This window comes from Alteromonas sp. ABM1_013 (genome assembly GCF_056160505.1).
The window spans coordinates 1,022,367-1,046,911 of the sequence record NZ_JBSWXH010000001.1; the positions used below are offsets into that span (position 1 = coordinate 1,022,367).

The 24,545-nt window shown below is 44.3% G+C and carries 27 protein-coding genes and 4 tRNA genes; 27 read left to right on the forward strand and 4 right to left on the reverse strand.

All coding sequences use genetic code 11. The features are described from left to right. Positions 1 to 26 precede the first annotated feature (26 nt). The 7 genes from ACXAGK_RS04305 to ACXAGK_RS04335 all read left to right on the forward strand — a co-directional run bounded on the left by ACXAGK_RS04305 (position 27) and on the right by ACXAGK_RS04335 (position 6,985). Entirely contained in the window at positions 27 to 470 is a 444-nt protein-coding gene (locus ACXAGK_RS04305) for a tellurite resistance TerB family protein (RefSeq protein ID WP_474854324.1), read from the forward strand. Between the two features lie 163 nt (positions 471 to 633). After that, positions 634 to 2,703 carry a putative bifunctional diguanylate cyclase/phosphodiesterase gene (locus ACXAGK_RS04310; protein ID WP_474854326.1) on the forward strand — a complete coding sequence of 690 codons (2,070 nt, stop codon included), beginning with the start codon at positions 634 to 636 and terminating at the stop codon, positions 2,701 to 2,703. A gap of 300 nt (positions 2,704 to 3,003) precedes the next feature. Then, positions 3,004 to 3,285, forward strand: coding sequence for an EF-hand domain-containing protein (locus tag ACXAGK_RS04315; protein WP_474854328.1), 282 nt, complete (start codon positions 3,004 to 3,006; stop codon positions 3,283 to 3,285). A 62-nt stretch (positions 3,286 to 3,347) separates the two neighbouring features. Next, positions 3,348 to 4,745, forward strand: a complete 1,398-nt coding sequence (locus ACXAGK_RS04320) for a sensor histidine kinase (RefSeq protein WP_474854330.1) — start codon at positions 3,348 to 3,350, stop codon at positions 4,743 to 4,745. Between the two features lies 1 nt (position 4,746). Further along, a complete protein-coding gene (locus ACXAGK_RS04325) occupies positions 4,747 to 5,331 on the forward strand; it encodes a hypothetical protein (RefSeq protein ID WP_474854332.1) in 585 nt (194 codons plus the stop codon). Beyond that, complete coding sequence (locus ACXAGK_RS04330; protein WP_474854334.1) at positions 5,328 to 6,668, forward strand: sigma 54-interacting transcriptional regulator; 1,341 nt, start codon at positions 5,328 to 5,330, stop codon at positions 6,666 to 6,668. Before ACXAGK_RS04325 ends, ACXAGK_RS04330 begins: the two co-directional genes overlap by 4 nt. A gap of 14 nt (positions 6,669 to 6,682) precedes the next feature. Continuing rightward, entirely contained in the window at positions 6,683 to 6,985 is a 303-nt protein-coding gene (locus ACXAGK_RS04335) for a flagellin (RefSeq protein WP_474854336.1), read from the forward strand. Positions 6,986 to 7,019: 34 nt separating this feature from the next. Here the strand turns inward: ACXAGK_RS04335 and ACXAGK_RS04340 are convergent, their stop codons facing one another. Both ACXAGK_RS04340 and ACXAGK_RS04345 read right to left on the reverse strand, forming a co-directional pair. After that, a complete protein-coding gene (locus ACXAGK_RS04340; RefSeq protein ID WP_474854338.1) occupies positions 7,020 to 7,496 on the reverse strand; it encodes a GAF domain-containing protein in 477 nt (158 codons plus the stop codon). A 96-nt stretch (positions 7,497 to 7,592) separates the two neighbouring features. After that, positions 7,593 to 8,444: a DUF72 domain-containing protein gene (locus tag ACXAGK_RS04345; RefSeq protein ID WP_474854340.1), complete on the reverse strand. Its 852-nt coding sequence runs from the start codon at positions 8,442 to 8,444 to the stop codon at positions 7,593 to 7,595. A 248-nt stretch (positions 8,445 to 8,692) separates the two neighbouring features. Here ACXAGK_RS04345 and aspS point away from each other — a divergent pair, with 248 nt between their 5' ends. The 17 genes from aspS to ACXAGK_RS04430 all read left to right on the forward strand — a co-directional run bounded on the left by aspS (position 8,693) and on the right by ACXAGK_RS04430 (position 21,018). Continuing rightward, positions 8,693 to 10,453, forward strand: a complete 1,761-nt coding sequence (aspS, locus tag ACXAGK_RS04350; RefSeq protein ID WP_474854342.1) for an aspartate--tRNA ligase — start codon at positions 8,693 to 8,695, stop codon at positions 10,451 to 10,453. Between the two features lie 3 nt (positions 10,454 to 10,456). Beyond that, positions 10,457 to 10,897 carry a dihydroneopterin triphosphate diphosphatase gene (gene nudB / locus ACXAGK_RS04355; RefSeq protein WP_474854344.1) on the forward strand — a complete coding sequence of 147 codons (441 nt, stop codon included), beginning with the start codon at positions 10,457 to 10,459 and terminating at the stop codon, positions 10,895 to 10,897. Further along, positions 10,897 to 11,415 (forward strand): crossover junction endodeoxyribonuclease RuvC, encoded by a 519-nt coding sequence (gene ruvC / locus ACXAGK_RS04360; RefSeq protein ID WP_014948862.1) that lies wholly within the window; start codon positions 10,897 to 10,899, stop codon positions 11,413 to 11,415. Before nudB ends, ruvC begins: the two co-directional genes overlap by 1 nt. A 36-nt stretch (positions 11,416 to 11,451) precedes the next feature. Beyond that, positions 11,452 to 12,072, forward strand: a complete 621-nt coding sequence (gene ruvA, locus ACXAGK_RS04365; protein WP_269916132.1) for a Holliday junction branch migration protein RuvA — start codon at positions 11,452 to 11,454, stop codon at positions 12,070 to 12,072. A 69-nt stretch (positions 12,073 to 12,141) separates the two neighbouring features. Next, on the forward strand, positions 12,142 to 13,146 hold the full coding sequence (gene ruvB / locus ACXAGK_RS04370) for a Holliday junction branch migration DNA helicase RuvB (protein ID WP_118489799.1): 1,005 nt from the start codon (positions 12,142 to 12,144) through the stop codon (positions 13,144 to 13,146). Positions 13,147 to 13,737: 591 nt separating this feature from the next. Further along, positions 13,738 to 14,136, forward strand: a complete 399-nt coding sequence (ybgC, locus tag ACXAGK_RS04375; RefSeq protein ID WP_474854346.1) for a tol-pal system-associated acyl-CoA thioesterase — start codon at positions 13,738 to 13,740, stop codon at positions 14,134 to 14,136. Beyond that, on the forward strand, positions 14,126 to 14,815 hold the full coding sequence (gene tolQ / locus ACXAGK_RS04380) for a protein TolQ (RefSeq protein ID WP_014948866.1): 690 nt from the start codon (positions 14,126 to 14,128) through the stop codon (positions 14,813 to 14,815). The genes ybgC and tolQ overlap by 11 nt, the downstream gene beginning before the upstream one ends. A gap of 29 nt (positions 14,816 to 14,844) precedes the next feature. Continuing rightward, a complete protein-coding gene (tolR, locus tag ACXAGK_RS04385; RefSeq protein ID WP_061485248.1) occupies positions 14,845 to 15,264 on the forward strand; it encodes a protein TolR in 420 nt (139 codons plus the stop codon). Positions 15,265 to 15,271: 7 nt separating this feature from the next. Then, a complete protein-coding gene (gene tolA / locus ACXAGK_RS04390; protein ID WP_474854348.1) occupies positions 15,272 to 16,165 on the forward strand; it encodes a cell envelope integrity protein TolA in 894 nt (297 codons plus the stop codon). Positions 16,166 to 16,169: 4 nt separating this feature from the next. Further along, on the forward strand, positions 16,170 to 17,525 hold the full coding sequence (gene tolB, locus ACXAGK_RS04395) for a Tol-Pal system beta propeller repeat protein TolB (protein ID WP_474854349.1): 1,356 nt from the start codon (positions 16,170 to 16,172) through the stop codon (positions 17,523 to 17,525). 40 nt (positions 17,526 to 17,565) lie between these two features. Further along, positions 17,566 to 18,132: a peptidoglycan-associated lipoprotein Pal gene (gene pal, locus ACXAGK_RS04400; RefSeq protein WP_014948870.1), complete on the forward strand. Its 567-nt coding sequence runs from the start codon at positions 17,566 to 17,568 to the stop codon at positions 18,130 to 18,132. Further along, complete coding sequence (ybgF, locus tag ACXAGK_RS04405) at positions 18,132 to 18,926, forward strand: tol-pal system protein YbgF (RefSeq protein ID WP_474854351.1); 795 nt, start codon at positions 18,132 to 18,134, stop codon at positions 18,924 to 18,926. Before pal ends, ybgF begins: the two co-directional genes overlap by 1 nt. A 292-nt stretch (positions 18,927 to 19,218) precedes the next feature. Continuing rightward, a tRNA-Lys gene (locus ACXAGK_RS04410) sits at positions 19,219 to 19,294 on the forward strand. Between the two features lie 24 nt (positions 19,295 to 19,318). After that, positions 19,319 to 19,394, forward strand: a tRNA-Lys gene (locus ACXAGK_RS04415). 38 nt (positions 19,395 to 19,432) lie between these two features. Further along, a tRNA-Lys gene (locus ACXAGK_RS04420) sits at positions 19,433 to 19,508 on the forward strand. Between the two features lie 241 nt (positions 19,509 to 19,749). Next, positions 19,750 to 20,805, forward strand: coding sequence for a quinolinate synthase NadA (gene nadA / locus ACXAGK_RS04425; protein ID WP_474854353.1), 1,056 nt, complete (start codon positions 19,750 to 19,752; stop codon positions 20,803 to 20,805). Between the two features lie 122 nt (positions 20,806 to 20,927). Continuing rightward, positions 20,928 to 21,018, forward strand: a tRNA-Ser gene (locus ACXAGK_RS04430). 58 nt (positions 21,019 to 21,076) lie between these two features. Here the strand turns inward: ACXAGK_RS04430 and ACXAGK_RS04435 are convergent. Further along, positions 21,077 to 21,463 (reverse strand): winged helix-turn-helix transcriptional regulator, encoded by a 387-nt coding sequence (locus ACXAGK_RS04435; RefSeq protein WP_474854355.1) that lies wholly within the window; start codon positions 21,461 to 21,463, stop codon positions 21,077 to 21,079. 127 nt (positions 21,464 to 21,590) lie between these two features. Here ACXAGK_RS04435 and ACXAGK_RS04440 point away from each other — a divergent pair, with 127 nt between their 5' ends. Next, on the forward strand, positions 21,591 to 22,211 hold the full coding sequence (locus ACXAGK_RS04440; RefSeq protein ID WP_474854356.1) for an NADPH-dependent F420 reductase: 621 nt from the start codon (positions 21,591 to 21,593) through the stop codon (positions 22,209 to 22,211). Positions 22,212 to 22,372: 161 nt separating this feature from the next. Next, positions 22,373 to 23,110, forward strand: coding sequence for an SDR family oxidoreductase (locus ACXAGK_RS04445; protein ID WP_474854358.1), 738 nt, complete (start codon positions 22,373 to 22,375; stop codon positions 23,108 to 23,110). Between the two features lie 125 nt (positions 23,111 to 23,235). On the opposite strand, the gene ACXAGK_RS04450 is transcribed toward ACXAGK_RS04445, so the two are convergent. Further along, entirely contained in the window at positions 23,236 to 23,670 is a 435-nt protein-coding gene (locus ACXAGK_RS04450) for a hypothetical protein (protein WP_474854360.1), read from the reverse strand. A gap of 193 nt (positions 23,671 to 23,863) precedes the next feature. Here ACXAGK_RS04450 and ACXAGK_RS04455 point away from each other — a divergent pair, with 193 nt between their 5' ends. Further along, positions 23,864 to 24,511 carry an HAD family hydrolase gene (locus ACXAGK_RS04455; RefSeq protein ID WP_474854362.1) on the forward strand — a complete coding sequence of 216 codons (648 nt, stop codon included), beginning with the start codon at positions 23,864 to 23,866 and terminating at the stop codon, positions 24,509 to 24,511. The last annotated feature ends 34 nt before the right edge of the window (positions 24,512 to 24,545 follow it).

A 24,545-nucleotide genomic window follows, 5' to 3' on the forward strand; every position in this document is an offset into this window, starting at 1 on the left:
TGCCATAACTTTAAACCTGAGGGCTTATGCTGAAATCATTTCTTAAACTCTTTGAAGAGTCACACAAAAAAGCGGAACCTGCCTATACCATCGAACTTGCCACCGCTGCCTTACTTAGCGAATTGGTCAATGCAGATAATCAGGTGACCGATACGGAAAAAGAAGCATATGAAAAACAGCTCAAACGTCTGGTAAATGTCGATGATGAGGCAATGGAGCTTTTGCTGCAGCGAGGGCACCAAACAGCGGATGATGCAGTGGACCTTGTTCACTTTACTCAGGTTCTTAATAAGCATTATTCCGCGGAGGAAAAAGTTAGTGTAATAAAAAGCCTTTGGGTTATCGCGTACGCCGATAATTCCCTAGCGCCGCTGGAAGAAAGTACAATACGACAAATCGCCGATTTATTGTATGTCCCTCACAGCCAGTTCATCAAAACAAAGCTCGAAGTCGTTGAAGGTACAAAATAATTAATGTCTAGTGCATTGAAATCAATACCTTTAAAAATCTATTTTTAATTCTTGAGTCCGTGACATACTATTGCAGCTAGAATAATAAAAAAGTGGCTGTGTTAAGGGGATTGTTATCCTTGCATGTACCGCTTTAATCAAAGTAGTAAGCAAGGACACACTTGTGTTGAAAACATTGAAAGTCTCCATTGGGTTTGCTGTTGCCTTATCCACGGCAGTTTTATCCATCTCAATCGCTATGGTTAATAAATCAGATAATAGCGAAACTGTAATTGAGGTTGTTAAAAACAACACCGCCGCTTTAAGTAATTCTCTTGCGCTACAACTATCAGTGATGATGGAAAGAAATCCTGGTAACGACGCTCTACTCTCTTCGCTGTTTCAACCCGCAAAAGAACATGAAAATGTTTTATCGGCAGCCCTTTACGACAATAACTATAATGTTATTTCTGCAATTCAACCCGAAAGAGTGCTTGAAATAAGCGACCCTGCGGTGCCCAAAACACCTCAAAGTGTTCCTTATGGTATAAACCAATACGAAGGTGTCATTGTTGCCCATCAAATTGTTGGTAGTAGCCTTTATCCCATGGGGCACATTGTTATTTACGCTGACACCACCAAGGTTCAAACAACAAATAGTGCTCGGCAGTTTTTAGAACAAATACCAGTTTTTATAGCACTTTGGCTATTGTGTACTGGCGTATGTATTTTCATAGTATCCCGATTAATTTCACCTTTGGCCTCGTTAGGGCGGTTTACACAAGACGTGTTTGAAACCAAAGATTACGCGCTACGAAGCTCAATAAACTCATCTAATGAGATAGGCCAGATTGCCACTAATATTAATAGCTTATTAGATGCTATCGAAGTTGAGTTACTGGTGAACTTTGAACAAAAACAAACCTTGGTCGACCAGCAAGAGACGATGTCTCGCCTTGCGAATTTCGATAGTTTGACAGGGTTACCTAACAGACAGTTTGTTCTTGATAATTTAAGACTGGAATTAGCCCGAGCAAAAAGAAATGACGAAGATCTATTGTTGCTATTTTTCGATCTTGATGGCTTCAAAGGGATAAATGATTCGCTAGGACACGAAACCGGCGACCTTATTTTGATAGAAGTTGCAGATAGGGTGCAGTGTTTACTTAGAGACGGTGACTTGTTTGCTCGTTTAGGCGGCGACGAGTTTTTAGTCCTCCCAGATAGAGATGCGACTGCAGATCAAGCAAAGCGTTTAGCAACGCGACTAATTACAGCATTCGACGAGCCCTTTGAACTCAGGGGACTCTCGCTTACCGTAGGGTTGAGTGTTGGTGTGGCTACTGCTTCTGATGCAGGATACGATTTAAGTGAACTTATGAGTAACGCTGACTTAGCCATGTATCGTTCAAAAGCAAAGGGAAGGGGAAGTTACACATTATTTACGCCGGATATGGTGGAATCTCACAAGCGTAAACTGCATCTAGCCAATGGTATTGAACAAGGTATAACCAACGATGAGTTTGTTGTTTATTACCAAGTAAAAGTAAACAACAACGGTAACGTAATTGGCGTTGAGGCATTGATTCGTTGGCAGCATCCTGAGTTTGGCCTTGTCATGCCAAACGAGTTTATTCCTATCGCAGAGCAAGGCGGGAAGATCACTGCCATTACGCAATGGGTTATCAGTCGTGTTTGCATGGATATGCCTGACCTCAAGCGTTGGGCAAAGGGAGCTTTTAGGGCTTCTATTAATCTATCCGGTCATGATTTGAGAAGCAATCAACTGTTCGATTATATCTACAATACTTTTGCGCTCTATGACGTAAACCCCGAGAATATCGAATTTGAAGTTACCGAAAGTGCTTATCTTGAAAACTTCTCCCTTTCCAATAAGTTTTTCAGGCGCATTAGTAATATGGGATGTGCTATCGCGCTTGATGACTTTGGTACCGGTTATTCGTCTTTGAGTTATCTCACTCAAATCAATATAGATACCCTCAAAGTAGACAGGCAGTTTGTGATGGAGCTTCAATCTTCAGAACGCAGCCGACTAGTAACAGGCGCTATTATCGATTTGGCAAAACGCCTATCACTTTCAGTTTGCGCTGAAGGGATAGAAAACCTTGAACAATGGCATTATCTGATAGAGCACGGCTGCGATAATGTTCAGGGTTTTATGTTCAGCAAACCTATTCCCATCAACGACCTTGTTACTTCTCCTTGCCATTTTAAAGCTGAACAGTTTAGCTGATGCTAAAATATGTATGTCGGTATTGTTGCCGACATGCACTTACTACCAGTGTTTCTTTATTGCAACACCTGTCCATGAGTTACCCACATTAAAAGTTTGACACTCTCTTAAAGGTATAATTTGTAATGGTTTTTTATTGTGGCCTGAAAATCGCATAGCAAGTTTCGATGTACTAATGATGTGGTTAATCGAAGACTAATGGTAATATCCATATGCCTTAACTATTCTTTGGTGGAAGAATCCATAGGATAGACATTGGTGAATTGAGAAGGATTTTAGAAAGCGTTTAGCGGAGGATTCATGATGAAACGTCTCGAAAAACTTTTTTTAGCACTTTGTGCCGTTGCTGCGGTACAAGCTGTTTCAGTAGCCGATGCGCATGCTACACCAGCGCGCACGCTTATGCAGAAATTAGATATAGACAAAGATGGTCTTATTTCACTTAAAGAAGCAGTAAGACACACAGAACTACTGCGAAACTTTGGGCTGATTGACGACAATGAAGACGGTAAGCTTTCCGAAGCCGAGTTGGCAAAGAGCAAGCTTACGCCAGGTAACAAAAAGCTCACCGCGAGTGAGTAGATAAGAATATCAACATCAATGAGGGTAGGGTTCTGATAAACAAGGTATCGTTTGGTGAGCGCTTGGTACAACTTGGTTCACTAAGGCAGTTAACGTTAGGAAGTTTTGTACTGGCCCTTATTCCCCTTATTGCGCTTCTTTGGCAGAGCCAAAGCGACTTAGCCAAGGTAGGTCAAATGACTACCCTTGAAACACGCTTTGTAGTGGATGTCGTAAGTGATATGCAACGTCTGGACAATGCAGTGGTGGATGTTGAGCGCAGCATCAGACAGTTTGCCGTTTTACGTAACGACAGGGTGGCGCAGCTCTCTGATAATGCCATAGACCAGTTTGCTGTGGCGGCCGATAACTTGTGTCAGGCGCTTTCCGTGCCAGCAACCTGTTCCCGTTTATCTGAGCAGCTTAATCAACTCGCTGAATACCGTGCCATTGAAGATCAGCTGCTGCTCAATGCGTATTTAGCATCAGTAGGAGATAGTGTCGACCAGCTGCGCGACGATGTAGAAGCGGCCATTACAGAGCGGGTTAAAGTACAACAAGACGACTTAAATGCCATGCAGGCGAAACAGGCATGGTCTACCGCAATGCTGGTAAGTGTGTCGCTACTCCTCATATTGATGGGAAGCCAACTGATTGTAAACCCCGTTAATAACCTCAAAAAAATTATTCGGATCATGGCACATAGCGATGGTCAGCTTCCGCCATTGTCTAAGCAGGCACCTAGGGAACTTATTGATGTAGAAAAAGATTTGCATTGGCTTTATGAGCGTTTGCAACAGCTGGAGCACATCAGAACCGCACTTTTAAGACATGCCGCACACGAACTAAAAACACCCCTAGCAAGCATTAAAGAAGGCTGCAGTTTGTTGTCAGAGAACGTGGTAGGCGAATTGAATAACGCTCAACGAGAAGTTTTATCATTACTTACTGCAAGTACCCAGCGTCTCAATACTTTGGTTGAGAAACTACTCGACTACAATCTGCTACTACAACAAGCACAGCCTAAAATTGTAGAAAGTAATGCAAATAAATTAGTTGATGCCTGTTTAGAGGATTACGCCCTTGCCATTCAAGATAGAGAGGTAGACGTAAATATTTCCTCACCTTCAATACATGTAGACGAGGAATTATTCAGAAGAATACTTGATAATCTAGTGTCCAATGCTGTAGCACACGGAGCAGTTGGACGACCGATAAATATTAGCCTTTATAACAAAAATGATAACCTTGTACTGGATGTCGCCAACAGAGGAAAACGCATAGCGCCGGAATCAGTACACACGCTGTTTGAACCTTTTATCCGCGGGACCGAGCCGAGAAACGACAATGTTATCGGAACGGGGTTAGGATTATCAATTGTTGCCGATTGCGCTCGACTAATGCATGGTGATGTAAAAGTGGTAGATGTAGACTATGCCGATGTTTGCTTTAGAGTGACCATTCCGCAACAGGAAAAATAAAATGAGAATAAGTGGTTTAATTGTTGCCTTACTGGTACTGACAGGATGTCAGAGTTTAACCAGAAACAGCAGCAACACGGGTGAGCCAGAAGAAGTGACACCTGTAACAAAAATAGAACGTGGTATCTGTTTGTTTAACGAGCCGCCCCCTGTTTTCGAACACAATTGTGATGCGGCTTATTGGCTTAATACTTGGATTGCAGCAGCCAACCAACCTTGGATGGAGCGTAAGCAGGCTTTAAAAGCATTAGGGGATTCAGCGTTTGACACTATTCATGCTTATATCTTAACGCTACCCACTGATACCCCTTATCAAGATAGGTTGCGCGCACAACTAGCATTAAATGATATCGCGGGTACATTCACCACAGAAGCCCAAGAAGTAGTTAATGTTATTGCAGCTTCGCAAAACAATCAGATAATGCAGCTTGAGTCTGCAATGGTTGTGTTGGAACAAGAAAATACATCTCGTGGAGAGAAAGTTAAGGCACTAGAGCAAGAAGCCGTTAATCTGCGTAAAAAATTAGAAGAACTGTTGCAAATAGAAGCAACATTGATGGACAAAAACAGGAGTACACAACAGTGAGCGAGAAGGCGAGTAGTAACCCTAACTTATTGTTGGTTGATGATGATAAAAGCTTATTGCGCTTATTAACCATTCGTCTGGAAGGCGAAGGTTATGAGGTGACCGCAGTGGAAGACGGTCAATCGGCGCTGAGAAAACTTCAGAACGATAACTATGATGTTGTATTAAGCGACCTACGCATGCCAGGCCTAGACGGTTTGAGCCTATTTGAAGAAATAATGGGAATTAGAAAAGACATTCCTGTTATCTTGATGACGGCGCATGGCACTATTGCAGATGCGGTTGCTGCCACTCAGCGCGGTGTCTTTGGTTTCTTACCGAAACCTGTTGATCACGATGAATTGCGCGCATTATTACAAAAAGCATTGAGTCAATCTCAAGCTGCGCAGCCGGGGGATTGGGCAAAAGACATAATCACCCGTTCACCAGAAATGCTTAATGTCCTTGACCAAGCGTTTCGCATTGCTCAGCGTGAAGTGTCTGTGCTTATCAGTGGCGCCAGCGGTACAGGTAAAGAACTGTTGGCGAATGCTATTCATAAAGCCAGTAATCGCAGCGATAAACCATTTGTAGCCATTAACTGTGGCGCGCTACCTGAAAACTTACTCGAATCTGAATTGTTCGGTCATGCTAAAGGCGCGTTTACCGGTGCTGTAGCAGCTCACCCTGGCTTATTTAGGGAAGCCGACGGTGGTACGCTATTTCTAGACGAAATTGGCGATATGCCAATGACGCTGCAGGTAAAACTACTGCGTGCATTACAAGAGCGTCAAATTCGTCCAGTAGGTAGCAGCAAACATGTAGATATTGATGTACGTATTATTTCTGCCACGCACAAAGATTTGCATAAAGAAATGGAAGAGGGCACCTTCCGCGAAGACTTGTATTACCGGTTGAATGTAGTCAACCTTAAGCTTCCATCCCTGAAATCGCGTAGTGAAGATATTCCACTTCTGGCTCGCTCGCTGCTGCAGCAAAGTGCACAGCGTCATGGTGTCAATGTAAGTCAGTTCTCTGACGATGCAATGCAGCAGTTAGTGACTTCATCTTGGCCGGGTAACGTACGTCAACTTGTAAACGTGGTTGAGCAATGCGTAGCTTTAACGCAAACACCTGTCATCCCTCTACATTTAGTAGAGCAAGCTCTTTCCGCTACTAAGCAGAGTTGGCCAACGCTCACAGAGGCTCGCGACGCCTTTGAACAGCAATATCTTCATAAGCTTCTTAAAATGACAGATGGCAATGTAACGCGCGCTGCTGAGCTTGCAGGTAGAAACCGCACAGACATGCACAAACTTATGAAAAAGCATGATTTAGATGCCGCTGATTTTAGATAAGTCAGTTTTAAATTGTGACTGAACTAACAGGGGCTAAAAGTCCCTGTTTTTATTTCTGCATGGTCGATAACGCCATAGAAATTATAGGTAATTTGCGTACAGATATGGGGGCAACGTCAAACCGCTTTTCTTCAGCGCTCAAAAGTATGTCGAGCACAAGCGTAAATTTACAGCTTGCCAATGCCCAAATAACTCAGTCGGATTTTGCTAGCGTTACCGCCGAAGAAACGCGTTTTTCTATTCTCCAAAAGGCCAATGTCAGTGTCTTAGCTATGGCTAATCAAATGCCACAGAATGTTCTGTTCCTGTTAAATTAAACCTACACTCGAAGTATTGGGTGGGATGACGAGCTTAATGTTCTGAAAAAATAATTATTTCCGCTGTGCGAGCATAGTTTTTTAAGCTCGCTATTTCAGTTTCTGTAAAGTCTCTTGGTTCATCAAACAGGAGGCATAAGGTACCTAGTTCATAACCCTCTTTATTACGTAAGATTGCCCCCGCATACGCACGAATATATGGCTTGCCAGTAACCAACGGGTTATTAGCGAATACTTTGTCAGCTTTTGCATCAGGTACTATTAAATATTCCTCTTCTGCAATGGCATAAGTGCAAAAAGAGATGTTACGGGGTGTTTCTGTAGCGTCCATGCATTGACGCGACTTAAACCATTGACGGTCTTCAGCAACCAGGCTTACTAAGCAGGTTTTAGCACTAAATTCTTCTTGGACTTTTTTAGTAAGCGCATCAAGTTGTTCGCTGGGGGAGGTGTCTAATATATCTAACGATTCCAAAGCAGCAAGACGTGCTTTTTCGTATTCATGATTCATTGAGGGGTCACGATAAAAAGTGGTTAATACAAAAATTAATAACCGCTGTAGTTTACCTTTAAATCAGAAAAATACTATCTATTAAGGAGTTATTGTCTAAAACAAGGCGTTTTGAGCTGGCTGATTTTTAATTGAAAGGTTGTCTAACCGGTGGGCTATCTCTTCAGCGTTGTACAAATCAATAAACTGTTGCGCCAGCCATGGTGCGTCTTTGTTGTCAGGGCGGTGACAAAAAAAGTACACATCTTTTCCTTCGCTTTGCCAAAGCTTTACTTTTTTCACCCAAGGCAATAAACAGCGCTGGTTGTCATCATCAATATCATTACCTACGAAGCGCACAATGGGAGTATGGCCTGTAGCGATAACGTTAACGGGAACCCGCGGCTTTTTCTGCCTGACTTCTTCTAGCATAGCACGCCTTTCAACTCCGCCTGCATCTAAAGACCCGCTAAATAAAGCTCGGGTGTCCATAATGATTCTATTCACACCGTGGCGGATCAAAAGTTGGTTAAGCGCCTTTTCCTCATCACCTTTAGCAAAAAACGCTAGGTGGCGCACTTCAACCGCTACGTTTAACTCTTGGGGTAACGCCGCTAGGAAGGTATCCAAAACGGGCAGCTTTTCTGGCCCGAAAGAAGCGGGCAGTTGCAGCATCATGACGCCTAGCTTTTCTTCAAGCGGGCTTAACAATGAAAGCTGTTGGGCAACCTCTTCATCACAATGCTGCAATTGATGTACATGAGTAATGTTCTGGTGAAACTTGAAAGTAAACCTGAAGTGGTCGGGTACTGAATCGCACCATCTCGCTACAGCGTCTTGGTGGGGAAGAGAGTAAAATGTGGTATTCCCTTCAACCGTATTACACTCCTTGGCATACAGCGACAATCCATTATCAGACTTGGGATAATTAGCAAACCACGTGCTTGGCCAATGGCTGTGTTGCCACATTGGCAATCCAATATAGAGATTTCCTTGTGATATGGCTGATTTGTGCATATTTGTCATTGGGCTTTATCAAGCATTTGTTTATACTATGCGGCCTTTAAATCATTACATTATGCATGTTGTGGGCGGGCCAGCTAATTGGCCAGCAAGTTTACGCGATTTTTGGCAAAGTCTTAAGCCCAAAAGTAAGCGGTTTTGAACGCCAATTCACTGCATGCGAAGCAAGAAAAAAACATCAGGGGTCAAGGACCATGCGCACAGATTACTGTGGGAATATCGATTCATCATACATTGGACAAGAAGTTACCCTTTGCGGGTGGGTTAATAAGCGTCGCGATTTAGGCGGTGTAATTTTCATCGACTTACGCGACCGCGAAGGTATCGTACAAGTGGTGTTCGACCCAGATTTACCAGACGTGCTATCGGTTGCTAACACGTTGCGTAGCGAATTCTGCGTAAAGCTAACGGGTAAAGTGTGTGCGCGCCCTGAAGGTCAAGTAAATAAAGACATGCGCACTGGCGAGATTGAGATCCTGGGCACAGGCCTTGAAGTGATCAACAAGTCTGACGTACTTCCACTAGACTGGAACCAAGAAAACTCAGAAGAACAGCGCCTTCGTTATCGTTATCTAGACCTTCGCCGTCCTGTAATGAGCCAGCGTTTACAGTTCCGTGCAAAAGTAACCGGTGCTGTACGTCGCTTCCTAGAAGAAGAAGGTTTCCTTGATATTGAAACGCCTATTCTTACTAAGGCAACGCCAGAAGGTGCACGTGACTACCTAGTGCCAAGCCGCACCCACAAAGGTGAGTTCTTTGCACTTCCGCAATCGCCACAGCTTTTCAAACAGCTTCTGATGATGTCGGGCATGGACCGTTACTATCAAATTGTTAAGTGCTTCCGCGACGAAGACTTACGTGCCGACCGTCAGCCAGAATTTACCCAAATCGATATTGAGACCACGTTCTTAGATGCTGATGGCGTAATGTCTATTACCGAGCGCATGATCCGCGATTTGTTTAACAAAATGCTAAACGTTGATCTTGGCGACTTCCCGCGTATGACTTACGCAGAAGCGATGAAGCGCTTTGGTAGCGACAAGCCCGACTTGCGCAACCCGCTAGAGTTAACAGACGTTGCAGACTTGCTTGCTAACGTTGACTTTAAAGTATTCAGCGGCCCAGCCAACGACCCGAAAGGTCGCGTTGCGGCTATTCGCGTACCTGGCGGTGCGTCGCTTTCGCGTAAGCAAATTGACGAATACACCAAATTTGTAGGTATTTACGGCGCGAAAGGCCTAGCTTGGATTAAAGTTAACGATGCTGGTGCAGGTCTTGAAGGTCTACAGTCGCCCATCCTTAAATTCCTAACGGAAGATATTACTAACGCAATCATTGAGCGCTCTGGCGCACAAAGTGGCGATATTCTATTGTTCGGTGCTGACAGCTACACTGTGGTTACTGAAGCGATGGGCGCACTTCGTCTTAAGCTTGGTGAAGACTTTGAGCTTCTTGAAGGCGAGTGGAAGCCACTTTGGGTTGTTGACTTCCCAATGTTTGAAGAGTTCGACGGTCAGCTTCACGCTATCCATCACCCGTTTACTGCACCACGTGGTCTAACGCCAGAAGAACTTAAAGCTAACCCAGCTGAAGCCTTATCTGATGCGTACGACATGGTATTGAACGGTGTTGAGTTAGGCGGCGGTTCTGTACGTATTCACAATGAAGACATGCAGTCTACAGTATTCAACATTCTTGGCATTGACGATGAAGAAGCGAAGAATAAATTCGGCTTCTTGCTTGATGCACTTCGCTTTGGTGCGCCACCGCATGCAGGTCTTGCGTTTGGTCTAGACCGTCTGGTAATGCTAATGACGGGCGCAACATCTATTCGTGACGTGATGGCATTCCCTAAAACGACCACAGCGGCATGTCCGTTAACATCGGCGCCTAGCCCTGCAAACCCACAGCAGCTTGAAGAGCTCGCTATTGCAACGGTGAAAAAGCAATCGTAATTTATGGCGTATAAGAAGCCTGAATCTGCACTGGTAGTGTTGTATGACCAACACTACCGAGTGTTGCTTTTGCAACGACAAGACGACCCCACCTTTTGGCAGTCGGTAACCGGCGCGTTAGAAGAGGGGGAGTTACCCTTAGAAACGGCATATCGTGAAGTGTGTGAAGAAATTGGCATCGATGCCAAAGCACACGGCTTTGTGGTTAACGACCACGATAAGCAAAACCAATATGAAATTCGTAGCCGCTGGCTACATCGTTATCCTCCTGGTACTGTGCACAACACAGAACACGTATTTTCCCTTCAAATAAACAGCGATTTACCCCTTGTCTTAACAGAGCACTTGCAGTACGAATGGGTGTCAAAAGACGAAGCGTTAACGCGTTTATGGTCCCCCTCTAATAAAGAAGCGGTATCTTTGTTTGTACCGAGTGTGCCTTAATGGTTATACTGGGTATAGATCCAGGTTCTCGGATTACAGGCTACGGTTTAATTGCACGCAAGCAAGGTAAACTGGTGTATGTAGCAAGCGGATGCATTCGCGTTGGAACGGCAGATTTGCCTTCTCGTCTTGCTAATATCTTCACCGGGGTTGGCGATATTATTCGTCAATATAAACCCGACCAGTTTGCTATTGAACAAGTATTTATGGCGAAAAACCCTGATTCAGCGCTGAAGCTTGGTCAGGCCAGAGGTGCCGCCATTGTGGCAGCCACCCAAGCGCAACTTCCTGTTGCTGAATACAGCGCAAGGCAAATTAAGCAGTCGGTAGTGGGAAAAGGTGGTGCAGATAAAACGCAAGTTCAGCACATGGTAAAACACCTGCTGAATTTAAGCGGCACGCCACAGGCCGATGCTGCCGATGCATTAGCCGTTGCTTTGTGTCATGCACACACCGAACAGAGCCTGATAAACATGGCAGGGCAAGCCCGCAAAACTGTACGCGGACGCTTGCGCTAATCCTGCTCGAAGCTCACGCTTTTACAGAGATAATTCATGATTGGACGAATTCGCGGTACGTTGGCTGAGAAACAGCCTCCAGAAATTCTTGTAGATGTAGCCGGTGTTGGCTACGAAATTCACATGCCTATGACCAGTTTCTATCAGCTTCCCGCGGTGGGTGAAGAAGTGGTGGTGTACACACACTTTGTGGTTCGCGAAGACGCCCAGTTGCTGTTTGGTTTTGCTGATAAAATGGAAAGAGGCTTATTTCGCGAGTTAATAAAAGCGAACGGTGTAGGCCCTAAACTGGGCTTAGCTATTTTATCAGGTATGTCGGCTGGGCAGTTTTTGGCAAGTGTGCAAAATGAAGACGTTTCAGCATTAGTAAGTTTACCGGGCATTGGTAAGAAAACTGCCGAACGTTTAGTGGTCGAACTTAAAGACAGGCTCGCTAAGTTTGGTAAAGCGCAAAGCATTGTGATGCCACCGCCTAGCAGTGACCTGTTATCGAATAACACAATTGTTGAAGTAAACGACGCCCGTGAAGAGGCACAAAGCGCACTTATCGCATTAGGCTATAAGCCAGCACAGGCCAGTAAGCTGGTTGAAAGTGTATACACTGAAGGTATGGAAAGCGAAGCGGTAATTCGCGATGCCTTAAAAGCCGCTATATAATAGCCCGTAGTGAAGGCAGCGAAAATGTCGTTATGCTGTCTTCGTGTTATTCCCTAAAGTAGAACTATCATGATTGAAGCAGACAGACTGATTACGCCTGACGCCAGTACCGAAGACGAGGTGATTGACCGTGCCATTCGCCCTAAAATGTTGGAAGACTACACAGGGCAGCCTCACGTTTGTGAGCAAATGGAAATATTTATTCAGGCGGCACGTAATCGCGATGATGCGCTCGACCATCTACTTATCTTTGGCCCGCCTGGTTTAGGTAAAACAACCTTGGCGAATATTGTGGCTAATGAGATGGGCGTAAACATCAAAACCACTTCAGGTCCTGTGCTAGAAAAAGCCGGGGATTTGGCTGCACTGCTTACCAACCTTGAGCGAAACGATGTATTGTTCATTGATGAAATACATCGTTTAAGCCCAGTGGTAGAGGAAATTCTTTATCCAGCCATGGAAGACTATCAGCTTGATATTATGATAGGTGAGGGGCCTGCCGCCCGTTCTATTAAGCTCGACCTTCCCCCCTTTACGCTTGTAGGCGCTACCACCCGCGCAGGCTCGCTAACGTCGCCATTGCGCGACCGTTTCGGTATTGTACAACGCCTTGAGTTTTACAACGTAAAAGACCTCACCAGTATTGTGGCAAGAAGCGCCAGCTACCTTAATTTAGAAATGAATGAGGAAGGTGCTCAAGAAGTGGCACGTCGCTCTAGAGGTACACCGCGTATCGCTAATCGCTTACTTCGCCGTGTTCGAGATTATGCCGAGATTAAATCTGATGGTACCGTAGGCGCTGATGTCGCTGCTAAAGCCCTCGATATGCTTGATGTAGACAAAGAAGGCTTTGATTACATGGACCGCAAATTGCTTACGGCTATTATTGAAAAGTTTGATGGTGGGCCAGTAGGCTTAGACAATTTGGCCGCTGCCATAGGCGAAGAGAAAGAAACCATAGAAGATGTAATTGAACCCTTCCTTATTCAGCAGGGCTTCTTACAGCGCACGCCACGGGGTCGCATCGTATCACAGCGCGCCTATCTACACTTTGGCTTCACTCCGTCAGAATAGTTTGTAACCCTTTTGTAAGAGGTTTAGATTCGTTTTAAAGGCCTAGCTGAAATGCTGGGCTTTTTTGGGTAAGGCCCGAAGGCTTCAAATATTAGAAGTAAGCGCTTATATAGGGGAAGGTGGCAAGTTCAGGGCCGCCAGTGAAGAGTGTTTGAAAGTAAATGGCGAATTGTTGAAATGCGCTAGTTAAGCATGAGCCGCTAATATTTTGTTTTGTACAGATGCTAAATTACAGGCAAAAAAAAGCCCGCTCATTGAGCGGGCTAAAACAACAAGTGTTGAAGGAAATAAATCCAGGGAACTCATGTCTAACAGGAGAATAACTCTTGCATGACCGTGCTAAGCACCATCACGCTCTGTACGACTGATGCTGTGCATTATAGGTAGAGCAGAGAAAACTACAATTGAGTAAAATTGTTAGTTTGGATTAGAAAAACTAATGTGTTAACTAGGTGTTTAATATTGGTTTACTTTTGATTAAATGTTAGCTTTGGTGGGGCTTGTGGAGTGTTTTTGTTCTGCATTTTGTCGCGATAATTAGTTGTTTTAACTCCGCTTTGGATTATTAAATTTTTGGGTGAAGGAATAGTTATGCATTTACATCAGGTAAGAGTGTATTACGAAGATACCGACGCAGGCGGTATCGTCTATTATGCTAATTACCTAAAGTTTATGGAGCGAGCCCGTACAGAGTGGCTTCGCGAGCTAGGTTTTGAACAAGACACGCTGATGGAACAATCCATCGCTTTCGTCGTCAAACACGTTGAAATGCATAACTATGCGCCTGCACGGTTCAATGAACTATTGAGTATTGAAACTCGCGTTGTAGAATTGAAAGGCGCTAGTATGACGTTTCAACAAATTATTAAAAATGAACAAGGCGTTACATTGGTATCGGGAGATATCAAGGTTGCCTGCGTCGATTTGGCCGTTATGAAGCCAAAAAGATTACCACGTACTTTGTTAGGGGAAATTTCGCGTGTCATCTGATCTCACTTTTATTGGCTTGTTTTTACAAGCGAGTTTTATTGTTCAACTAGTTATGCTTTTGTTGCTAAGCGTGTCGATAGCGTCGTGGACGTTTATCTTCCAACGCAGCAAAGCGTTGTCGGCGGCACGCAACGAAATGCGTCAGTTTGAAGATAAGTTCTGGTCAGGCGCTGACCTTAACCGTCTTTATCAAGAGCTTTCTGCCAGAACTAACCTCACAGGCATGGGCAGCATCTTTTGCTCAGGCTTTAAAGAGTTTGTTCGCCTGCGCAAGTCTAACACCGCTACCAACGGCATAGTTGATGGTACATACCGTGCCATGCGCGTTTCTATGTCTCGTCAAGTCGAAGAATTAGAAAGTCGTTTACCCTTTTTAGCCACGGCGGGCTCAATCAGTCCTTACATTGGTCTATTCGGTACTGTGTGGGGGATCATGAATGCCTTCATCGCACTAGGTGAAGTGCAGCAAGCTACCCTTGCTATGGTAGCGCCGGGTATTGCAGAAGCGCTTATTGCAACTGCTATCGGCCTGTTTGCTGCTATCCCTGCGGTTATTGCCTACAACCGTTTCAGCCACCAAGTTGAGAAGCTAGAAAATAGCTACGGCAACTTTATGGAAGAGTTCTCTGCAATTCTTCACCGCCAAGCCGTTGCTGCGCAAGCACAACAACAAGCCTAAGCGTTTACATTCCAAACGGAGGACTTGTTATGTATGTAAGAAAACGCCGTAGGCCCGTATCAGAGATAAACGTAGTGCCCTACATCGACGTGATGTTGGTATTGCTTATAATCTTTATGGTAACGGCGCCGCTTATTTCTCAAGGGGTAAAGGTAGATTTGCCTAAAGCAAGTGCCAACCCGATAGAGCAAGAAGATACACCGCCAATTATTGCGTCAGTGGATGTTAAAGGTCGCTACTTTCTTAATGTAGGAGAAGACCAAGAATCGCCAATTAGCGAAGATGAGCTTGGCGCTATTGTAAAAGCACAATTGACCAAAGAGCCTAACACGCCCGTAGTGGTTAAAGGCGATGGACAAGTAGCGTATAACGAAGTGATACAGCTAATGGTGTTATTACAGCAAGCGGGTGTGCCTTCAGTGGGGTTAATGACGGATCCGGTTGAGTAATATAGATATGTCAAAACCTGAAGTGTCGAAAAGCACGTCAACCGCTAGTCACTCAAACAACGCGAGTAACGGTGTAAGTGGTGATAAAAAGAACGGCAAAAGTGCCAAGCAAGCCAGCAGTATAAGCCCAGAACAACTAGGCTTGTACAAATCCATAGGTTTGCATCTTTTTTTTGCTGCGCTGTTGCTAATTAGCGTCAGTTTCTCTCCTGACCCGTTGCCAAGTATGCCGTCGAATGCGCCTGTGATAGAAGCGACGTTTATTGATGCGCAAGCGATTGCGGATCAAAAAAGGGAGCAGGCACAAGCTGAAGCTCAAGCAAGAGCCGAAGAGCAAGAAAGGCAAAGAAAAGCAGAAGCAGCTGCAGAGAAAAAACGTCAGCAACAGCTAGCTGCAAAGCGTGCGAAAGAAAAGCGTGAAGCAGAAGCTGCTGAAGCGAAACGTCAAAAAGACTTGGAGCGCTTAGCGGCGCAAAAGGAACAAGAGCGTAAGGAGCGCGAAGCAAAAGCGAAAGCCGAGGCAGAGCGGAAGAAAAAAGAAGCCGCTGAACGTGCAGAGATGGAAAGGATCATGCAAGAGCAGTTAGCGCAAGAGCGAGCTGCACAGCAAGAACGTAGGCGAAAACAGGTACTTACTGAAGTAGAGCGTTATACCGCACTTATTCAGCAAACTATTAAACGCAACTTGTATTCAGACGACAGCTATCAAGGTAAAACCTGTCGATTGAATATTCGGTTAGCAACGACAGGGTTTGTGACGAGCATTCGCGTACTCGGCGGCAATGACGCGCTATGCCGCGCAGCAGAGAGTGCGGTTCGCAGGGCTGAAAAGTTGCCGGTATCTGATGCGCCAGACGTTTACGAGCAGTTAAAAGACATTACTTTAAAAGTGGAATTATAGTGGTATGAAAAAACTAGGTTTATGGATAGCGCTTATTACGATGGCCTTTAGCGTCAAAGTATTTGCATCCTTAGAAATTGTAATAACCGAGGGCGTAGATAGTGCACGTCCAATCGGGGTTGTGCCATTTAAATGGAAAGGTCAGGGCAGTATGCCTGGCGAACTGTCTAAAGTAGTAATGGCAGATTTGATGCGCAGTGGTAAGTTTAACCCGGTATCTGTCGATAAAATGCCACAGTACCCAGAGACAGCGGAGCAAGTGTCTTTCACTGCATGGGCAACACTTGGTGTTGATACCGTATTAGTGGGAAGTATTGAGCCACAAGGAGGCGACCGCTTTCTTGTATCCTATGAGTTGATTGATGTACTTAAAGGGCAGGTTGACAATGGGCAGGCTAAAGTACTCAAAGACGGCAATTTGGTATCGAGCAATGACCACGTACTAGCTGCCCGTCAGGCAGTGATCAACGGCCGAGATTTTCGCCAGTATGCGCATCGAATTAGCGACATCGTGTATGAAAAATTAACAGGTGTTCGCGGCGCATTTTTAACGAAAATTGCTTACGTCATTGTTCGCGATCGCGATACGGTTGAAAAACCTTATCAATTAGTGATTGCAGACTACGATGGTGAAAATGAAACGCGCTTGCTGTCTTCTCCCGAACCGCTTATGTCGCCAGTGTGGTCGCCTGATGGAGAGAAGCTTGCCTACGTGAGTTTTGAAAATCGTAGACCACAAATATTCATTCAGGATATTTACACCAGTGAGCGCACGCGCATTACTGATTTCCCTGGAATAAATAGTAGCCCGGTGTTTTCACCAGATGGCAAGCAACTTGCTATGGTTTTATCGAAAGATGGAAACCCTGAACTCTATGTGATGGACTTAGCGACGAAAAATCTTCGCCGAGTTACACGCAATAGAGCGATTGATACGGAGCCTGCGTGGCTACCCGATGGCAGCGGTTTAATATTTAGCTCGGAACGGGGTGGTAAACCCCAGATATATAGCGTAAATTTAAATTCTGGGAAAGTAAGGCGCGTTACCTTCGTAGGTGAGCAAAACCTTGGCGGTACGCTAACCCCTGACGGCAAGCAAATGATTATGGTTAACCAAACTAATGGGAACTATCACATTGCTAAGCAGTCTTTGGATGGTGGATCACCTCAAGTACTGACACGGACGTACTTAGATGAATCACCAAGTGTATCGCCGAACGGAAGCATGATTATTTACAGCACCCTTCACGAGGGGACTCAAGTACTATCACTGGTCTCTTTAGATGGGCGTTTTAAAGCTAGGTTACCAGCAGCCAATGGGCAAGTTAAATCGCCAAGTTGGTCACCATTTTTGTTCTAACAATTTAACGACTAAACAATAAAATTTAAGGATTAGTAGGATGCAAATGAATAAAGTGATGAAGAGCTTCATTATCGCATTGCCAGTAGTGACAATGATGGCATGTTCTTCAGGCCCTAGCGAAGAAGAATTGGCAGCAGAGCGTAACCGTCTTGCGCAAGAACAAGCGGCTGCGGAAGCGGAAGCACGCGAAGCAGAAGCACAGCGTGTTAAAGCAGAAGCTGCACAGCGTATGAAACGTCAAGAAGAAATGGTTCAGCAAGAAATGGAAGCGCTGAAGAACGAACAAACCGTTTACTTTGACTTTGACCGCTCAAGCATCAAGCCAGAGTTTCAGCGTATTCTAGACAAGCACGCGGCGTTCTTGGTGAAAAACCCAAGCACTAAAGTGACTATTGAAGGTCACACTGATAGCCGTGGTACGCCAGAGTACAACATTGCACTAGGCGAACGTCGTGCGCAGTCTGTTGAAACTTACCTACTTAATGCTGGCGTAAGCAGCAGCCAAGTAACAGTAGTTTCATACGGTGAAGAAAAACCAGCAGTGATGGGTTCTACTGAGTATGCATTTGCTCAAAACCGTCGCGGAGTGGTTGTTTACCGCTAATGACTATTCTAACGAATAAGACATTAAAAATGGGCGTCACGTTATGTGCCGCCTTTGCTGTTTCTACCGCATTTGCGCAAGCGCCTGTAGTAGACGCCAATGGCGGCAGTGAATTAGAGCAGCGTATTGTCGTGCTTGAGCGTATTGTTAAGAGCCGAACTGAGATGCAGCATAGGCTTCAAACGCAACTAGACAATATGCAAATGGAAGTCGACCAGCTGCGTGGTGCGGTTGAAGTTAATACCAACGAACTTCAAAAAGTACTTGAGCGCCAGCGTGAGCTTTACCTTGAAATAGATAAGCGCGTAGAAGCCCTTAAGCAAAGTGGTGCGCTACAAGGCAGTGCTATGCCAAGTGCAGGTGTTGATTCGGGCTCTGTGAGCTCTCCAACAGCATCTACGCCAACGCAAGCGCCGCAAGCAGGTGAAGATGAAGCCTATGAAAATGCGGTGAATTTGATCCTTAAGTCTCGTGAGTACGATAAAGCCATTCCTGCGTTTCAATCGTTCATTTCACGCTTTCCCAACAGTGGTTACGCACCAAATGCGCACTATTGGTTAGGGCAACTGCTGTTTAATAAGCAGCAGTGGAGCGAAGCAAGTGAGCAATTTAATATTGTAGCTAATCGCTTTACCGATTCTGCTAAGCGTCCTGATGCCTTATTAAAATTAGGTGTCATTGCTGAGCGAACGGGAGACAGTTCAACAGCACGTCAACTGTTCCAACAAGTTGTAAATGATTACCCTGATTCTTCGGCAAAACGCCTCGCTGAATCTCGGTTAAATAACTTGTAATGAACAAAGCCTCTTTTAAAGAGGCTTTTTTATGAGTTAGAGAAAAGTTTTTTTCAGAAAATTCCATTTAGAGTGCATAAAACTTCTGCACCAAATTTAACTGTATTTCGTAGAAACCTGACTAAACTCAATTAGTACTGGTATAAATACTCAGCGATTTGTTTTCATTTTGACCGTTTAGTCGTAATTTGACAGAAAAATGAAAATAAAAGGACGTTATGGGTTGCGTCGAATAAAAATCTGAGTATTATATGCCGCCGTTGCCAAGACACAGGCAACAACAGGAAAGAAAGGGTCGTTAGCTCAGTTGGTAGAGCAGTTGACTTTTAATCAATTGGTCGCTGGTTCGAATCCAGCACGACCCACCACTTTCTCTCCTAGCATCAAATGATGGGTCGTTAGCTCAGTTGGTAGAGCAGTTGACTTTTAATCAATTGGTCGCTGGTTCGAATCCAGCACGACCCACCATCATTTGAATTGCTTAACTTATCTTTGTGTCACTTGATGGGTCGTTAGCTCAGTTGGTAGAGCAGTTGACTTTTAATCAATTGGTCGCTGGTTCGAATCCAGCACGACCCACCATCAAGTCTTCTTAATGTTCAAACAACGCTACTCAAATCGCACTTTCTGAAATCCAACTTTTATTTCTTTTTGCACTGTCACTTATCTCATTTTTACTTTGATCTGGTTAACTTAACCCCATGTAGTAGAAAGGTAAGTACAAATACGACTATTTAATTACGCTTATGTTGAATAGGTAGTATGTAATTTTTATGACAGTTGGGTATAATCCGCACCCTTGTCGCAACAGAGATGTAGGTTAATGTCAGTAGCATTTCGAGTGGATCAGGTAGAGTACCCGTTCCCAGCAAAACCACAGCCATTATCAGAAGCACGTAAAGCTGAGTTAAAGGCAGAGATCAAAGCCTTACTTAAGGCTCGCAACGCTGTGCTTGTCGCACACTATTACACCGACCATGAAATTCAGGCGCTTGCTGAAGAAACTGGCGGTTGTGTAGCTGACTCTTTAGAAATGGCGCGATTTGGTAGAGATGTAGCAGAGCAAACGTTAATTGTTGCTGGCGTTCGCTTTATGGGCGAAACGGCAAAAATTCTTAGTCCAGAAAAGACGGTGCTAATGCCTACCCTTGAAGCGACCTGTTCCCTTGATATCGGTTGCCCGGTAAAAGAGTTCAGCGAGTTTTGTGACCAACATTCTGATCACACCGTTGTGGTTTACGCGAATACTTCGGCCGCTGTGAAAGCGCGTGCTGATTGGGTAGTGACCTCAAGCATCGCGCTGGAAATTGTTGAGCACTTAGACAGCCAGGGCAAGAAAATCATTTGGGGTCCAGACAGACACCTAGGCTCTTACATCGCCAAGCAAACCGGTGCCGACATGCTAATGTGGCAGGGCGAGTGTATCGTTCACGATGAGTTCTCTGCGCAAAAACTTGCCGATATGAAGGCGCTATATCCAAACGCAGCGGTTCTAGTTCATCCTGAATCACCAGCCAGCGTGGTAGAGATGGCAGACGCAGTTGGCTCAACCAGCCAGCTTATAAAAGCATCGCAAACTATGGACAACGATACCTTCATTGTTGCCACTGACAAAGGCATCTTCTACAAGATGCAACAACTTACGCCAGAGAAGACGTTTATAGAGGCTCCAACAGGCGGTAACGGCGCTACGTGTAAAAGCTGTGCTCACTGCCCTTGGATGGCAATGAACGGCTTAGAAGCGATTAAGGCGTCTTTAACGGGCGAAACTGATGGGCACGAAATCTTTGTTGATGATGAATTGCGTAAAGGTGCACTTATTCCACTTGATCGCATGCTTAACTTCTCAGCCGAGTTAAAAGCGAAAGGCGGGCTATAAGCGCACGTTTTATAAGCACTTGCTGAATATTTTCCAGCAAGTTCTTGATTAAGCGCGCGGCTTTACCTACTATACGCGCGCTCAAGGGTTTTCTTAGTTGAATTCTTCTTGATACAAAATTTGGAGAGATGGCTGAGTGGCTGAAGGCGCACGCCTGGAAAGTGTGTATACGTTTATAGCGTATCGAGGGTTCGAATCCCTCTCTCTCCGCCAAATACAAAGAACCGGCTTTACGCCGGTTTTTTTTAAACGCTGTTCTTTAGCTTACCAATTACTCAGAATGCTTTGTTAGTGTTTTAACTCGCTCACGTTCAATTTCAAGTAAATTATTTTGAGCCCACTCAATGACTGTTTTTATTACTGGCACTAACGTTTCTCCAAGCTCAGTCAGTTTATATTCCACTCGAAGTACCATCTCGTCCGTATAGTTCGCTCGACTTACTAATCCATCTCTTTCTATTTTTCTTAGTGTTTGTGTGAGCATTTTCTGTGAAATCCCCTCACATTGGCGTTTAAGTTCGCCAAATCGAAGCGTATTGCCATCGAGTGCAACTACTACTAATGCCACCCATTTTTCTCCAATCATCGCTAATACCTGCCTGGAAGGGCAAATTTTTGCGTAAACATTAGGTGAGAGTTCGTTTTCTTCCGTAATCACTAGTTACCTCAAAGTGCCTAATTGAAGGCAACGTCTTTAGTCTTTAAATTGGTTTTCGGTATCCATTGGATACCGGTGTTCTAAATGTACTGATTTCTCCAATTAACATCAACTAAAGGGTTAAGAAATGAATAATATTGCGGTAGTAGGGTTCGGAAACGTGGGTAAAAACTTAGCGCATCTTTTTAACCGCGCTAATTATAAAGTGACGGTTTACTCCACCTCAGGCGATGCAGGTGCGACTGTTTATGATACTCAACTCCTTGGTCATGGCTTTAAAGAAGTCGACGCAGTTGCTTTAGCTCTGCCTTATAAAGCGGCATTGGCTTTAGTTGAGGAACAAGCGGAATCTCTAGCAGACAAAATAATCATCGATTGCACAAATCCACTTAACGATGACTGGTCACCCTTGTTACTGGGTGAAAGTACTTCTGCTGGTGAGGAAATAGCAAAACGAGCACCATCTGCACATGTAGTGAAAGCGTTTAACACAATTTTTGCTGATGTTATGTCACCTCAGTACCATAATATTAGCGGTACACCGACAACGGGTTTTGTAGCAGGTGATGATGCGGTAGCGAAAGAAATGGTTATGCGACTTGTCGATAATGTCGGTTTTGCAGCGTTAGATGTGGGGGCTTTGAAAAGCGCACGCTATCTTGAAGCAATGGCCAATTTAAATATCGAAATTGCGGTTAATCAACGAGGTGGTACAAAAGCGGTATTTTGCTACTACCAAGACAAATAGTTAAATATAGGAAAGAAGCTCGCAGCAATGCGGGCTTTTTTACTAGTCATAAACGCAACTAAATTCATTTCAACCAAATTCCTCGCTAAGTCAGCATAAATCGCAATTTATTACTTTTACAGTAACGTAAAAAGAGTAACGTTTTAAACAAGGAGTGCACTATGACAACTTTCAAACATACAGCGATGATTACAGGAGCATCAAGGGGAATAGGTGCTGAAATTGCCAAAAAGCTGAGTAAAGATGGCTTTCAGATTGTTGTTAATTACTCAGGGAGTGAAGAGCAAGCGCTGAGTGTAGTGCATGATATCGAGAAGAACGGCGGTATAGCTTGCGCCATTCAAGCCGATGTATCTGATATTAAAGATGTAAAACGTCTATTCGATGAGAGCGAAAAGCAATTTGGTTCGGTCGATATACTCGTTAATAATGCTGGTGTTCTATCTATGGATGCATTAGCAGATGTGAGTGAAGATACTATTCATCAACATGTGGATATTAATCTAAAAGGCGTAATCTTCACCACTCAGCAAGCGGTAAATCGATTGAACAATGGGGGGCGGATCGTAAATATATCTACCTCCATAGTTGGTCTTAAGCTAGAAAAATATGGCGTTTACGCGGCAACAAAAGCTGGTGTTGAAACCTTAACTGCCATTACATCTAAAGAACTACGTGGAAAAGACATTACGGTAAACGCTGTTGCACCTGGCCCCACTGATACCGAACTGTTTATGAAAGGCAAGTCGGAAGACTTTGTTGAGAAGTTGAAAAACATGGCGCCGTTAGAACGTTTGGGTACGCCAAAGGATATTGCTAATGTCGTTGCCTTCCTATGCAGCGAAGACGGTATCTGGGTAAATGGTCAAGTGGTGAGGGCAAACGGTGGCATTGTTTAAGGTCTATAAAGCATATTGATTTAGTCAAAAAGAAACCCGCGATTAAGCGGGTTTCAATCAACAATATATGACGCGATATCTAACTTACGTTTTCTATTAACGTAGAAGCATTTGCTTAATTTTGATTATTTAGCAACCTGCTGGTGAAGTTTGATTAGGTCAGGAAGCTTTTTCGCGTAAATTGCTTTCTTAGTACCCGGGTGAAGTAGTTGGCTTACGAATGTACGTAAGAAACCAAGTACAAAAGTTTGAACTCGGTCAGCATCTGCTTCGCTTGGATTAGCGATAAGCGTTTCTGTTTCCGCTTGTACTTTATGTACAATTGGGTCCATGGTGTCTTTGCCTGCAACAAGGTCGTTACCTGTCACTACACCTTTGCCAAGTAAGTCGCGCACTGCATTATAAAGGTCGGCAGAAACAGCATTAGTTTGGCCCCAATTTGCGATATTGTACTCTTCAGAAATTTTATCTAGCTCGGCAGTTGGATCGCTAGATTTCAATAGGCCTTCAATAAGTTTGTGTGCTTCGGTTTGTTTTACAGGTGTTGATAATTCTGACATGATTTACTTGATGAAATAGTGAAAAAGCGTTTTATAAATACTTTTCTATTTACTGTCAAGGTGGTTAGATTTTAGCCGTACTTATTTTCTATTTCTATCAGTTACTTACACTTTATCGTACTCTAAAAACCGTTAACAGGTATACGCTAGGTTATTTATTCATGCCTCTTAAGCTAATCTCACAGTGTTTGCCATGAAAGCCATTTTCTTTGATCACGACGGTACGCTAATCGACTCAGAAATGACGCATTTCGAGTTATGGAAAACCATGCTTGCAGGTATGGGCAAAGAACTAACATTCGAGTATTACCACACGCGTATGGCTGGCATCTCGGTAATGAACAATGCGAGTGATATCATTCGGGATTTCTCGCTTGCGTTAACGCCCCAAGAACTCTTTGAGAAGAGAAGGGCGCTGACACTTCAATTTTTACAGCGCCAAGCATTTCCGTTAATGCCTGGCGCAAAAGAAGCCCTTATACTCTGTAAATCTCATAACTTGCGCGTAGCTGTAGTAACGGGGGGCGCTAGGTTGGCGGTTGAAAAGACAGTGTCTTTCTATGGCTTTGAAGATATTGTTGAGTGTATCGTTTCTTCTGATGACGTAGTTAAAGGTAAACCTTCACCCGATTGTTATTTAGCTGCCCTATCTCAAATGCAGTTGGCACCTCATGAAGTTATGGCAGTTGAAGATACTGAATTTGGTTTGCAAGCTGCCGTTAGTGCAGGAATTGAAACAGTGGCTATACCCACACCCTTGTCGGCTAATCACGATTTTTCTAAAGCAGCGGGCGTGTATGAAAATCTTGAGGACTGGACGGCATCGCTGCCCCAAAAGTAAGGAGAGCCTCGCTGCCCTAAAGTTAATAGAGCAG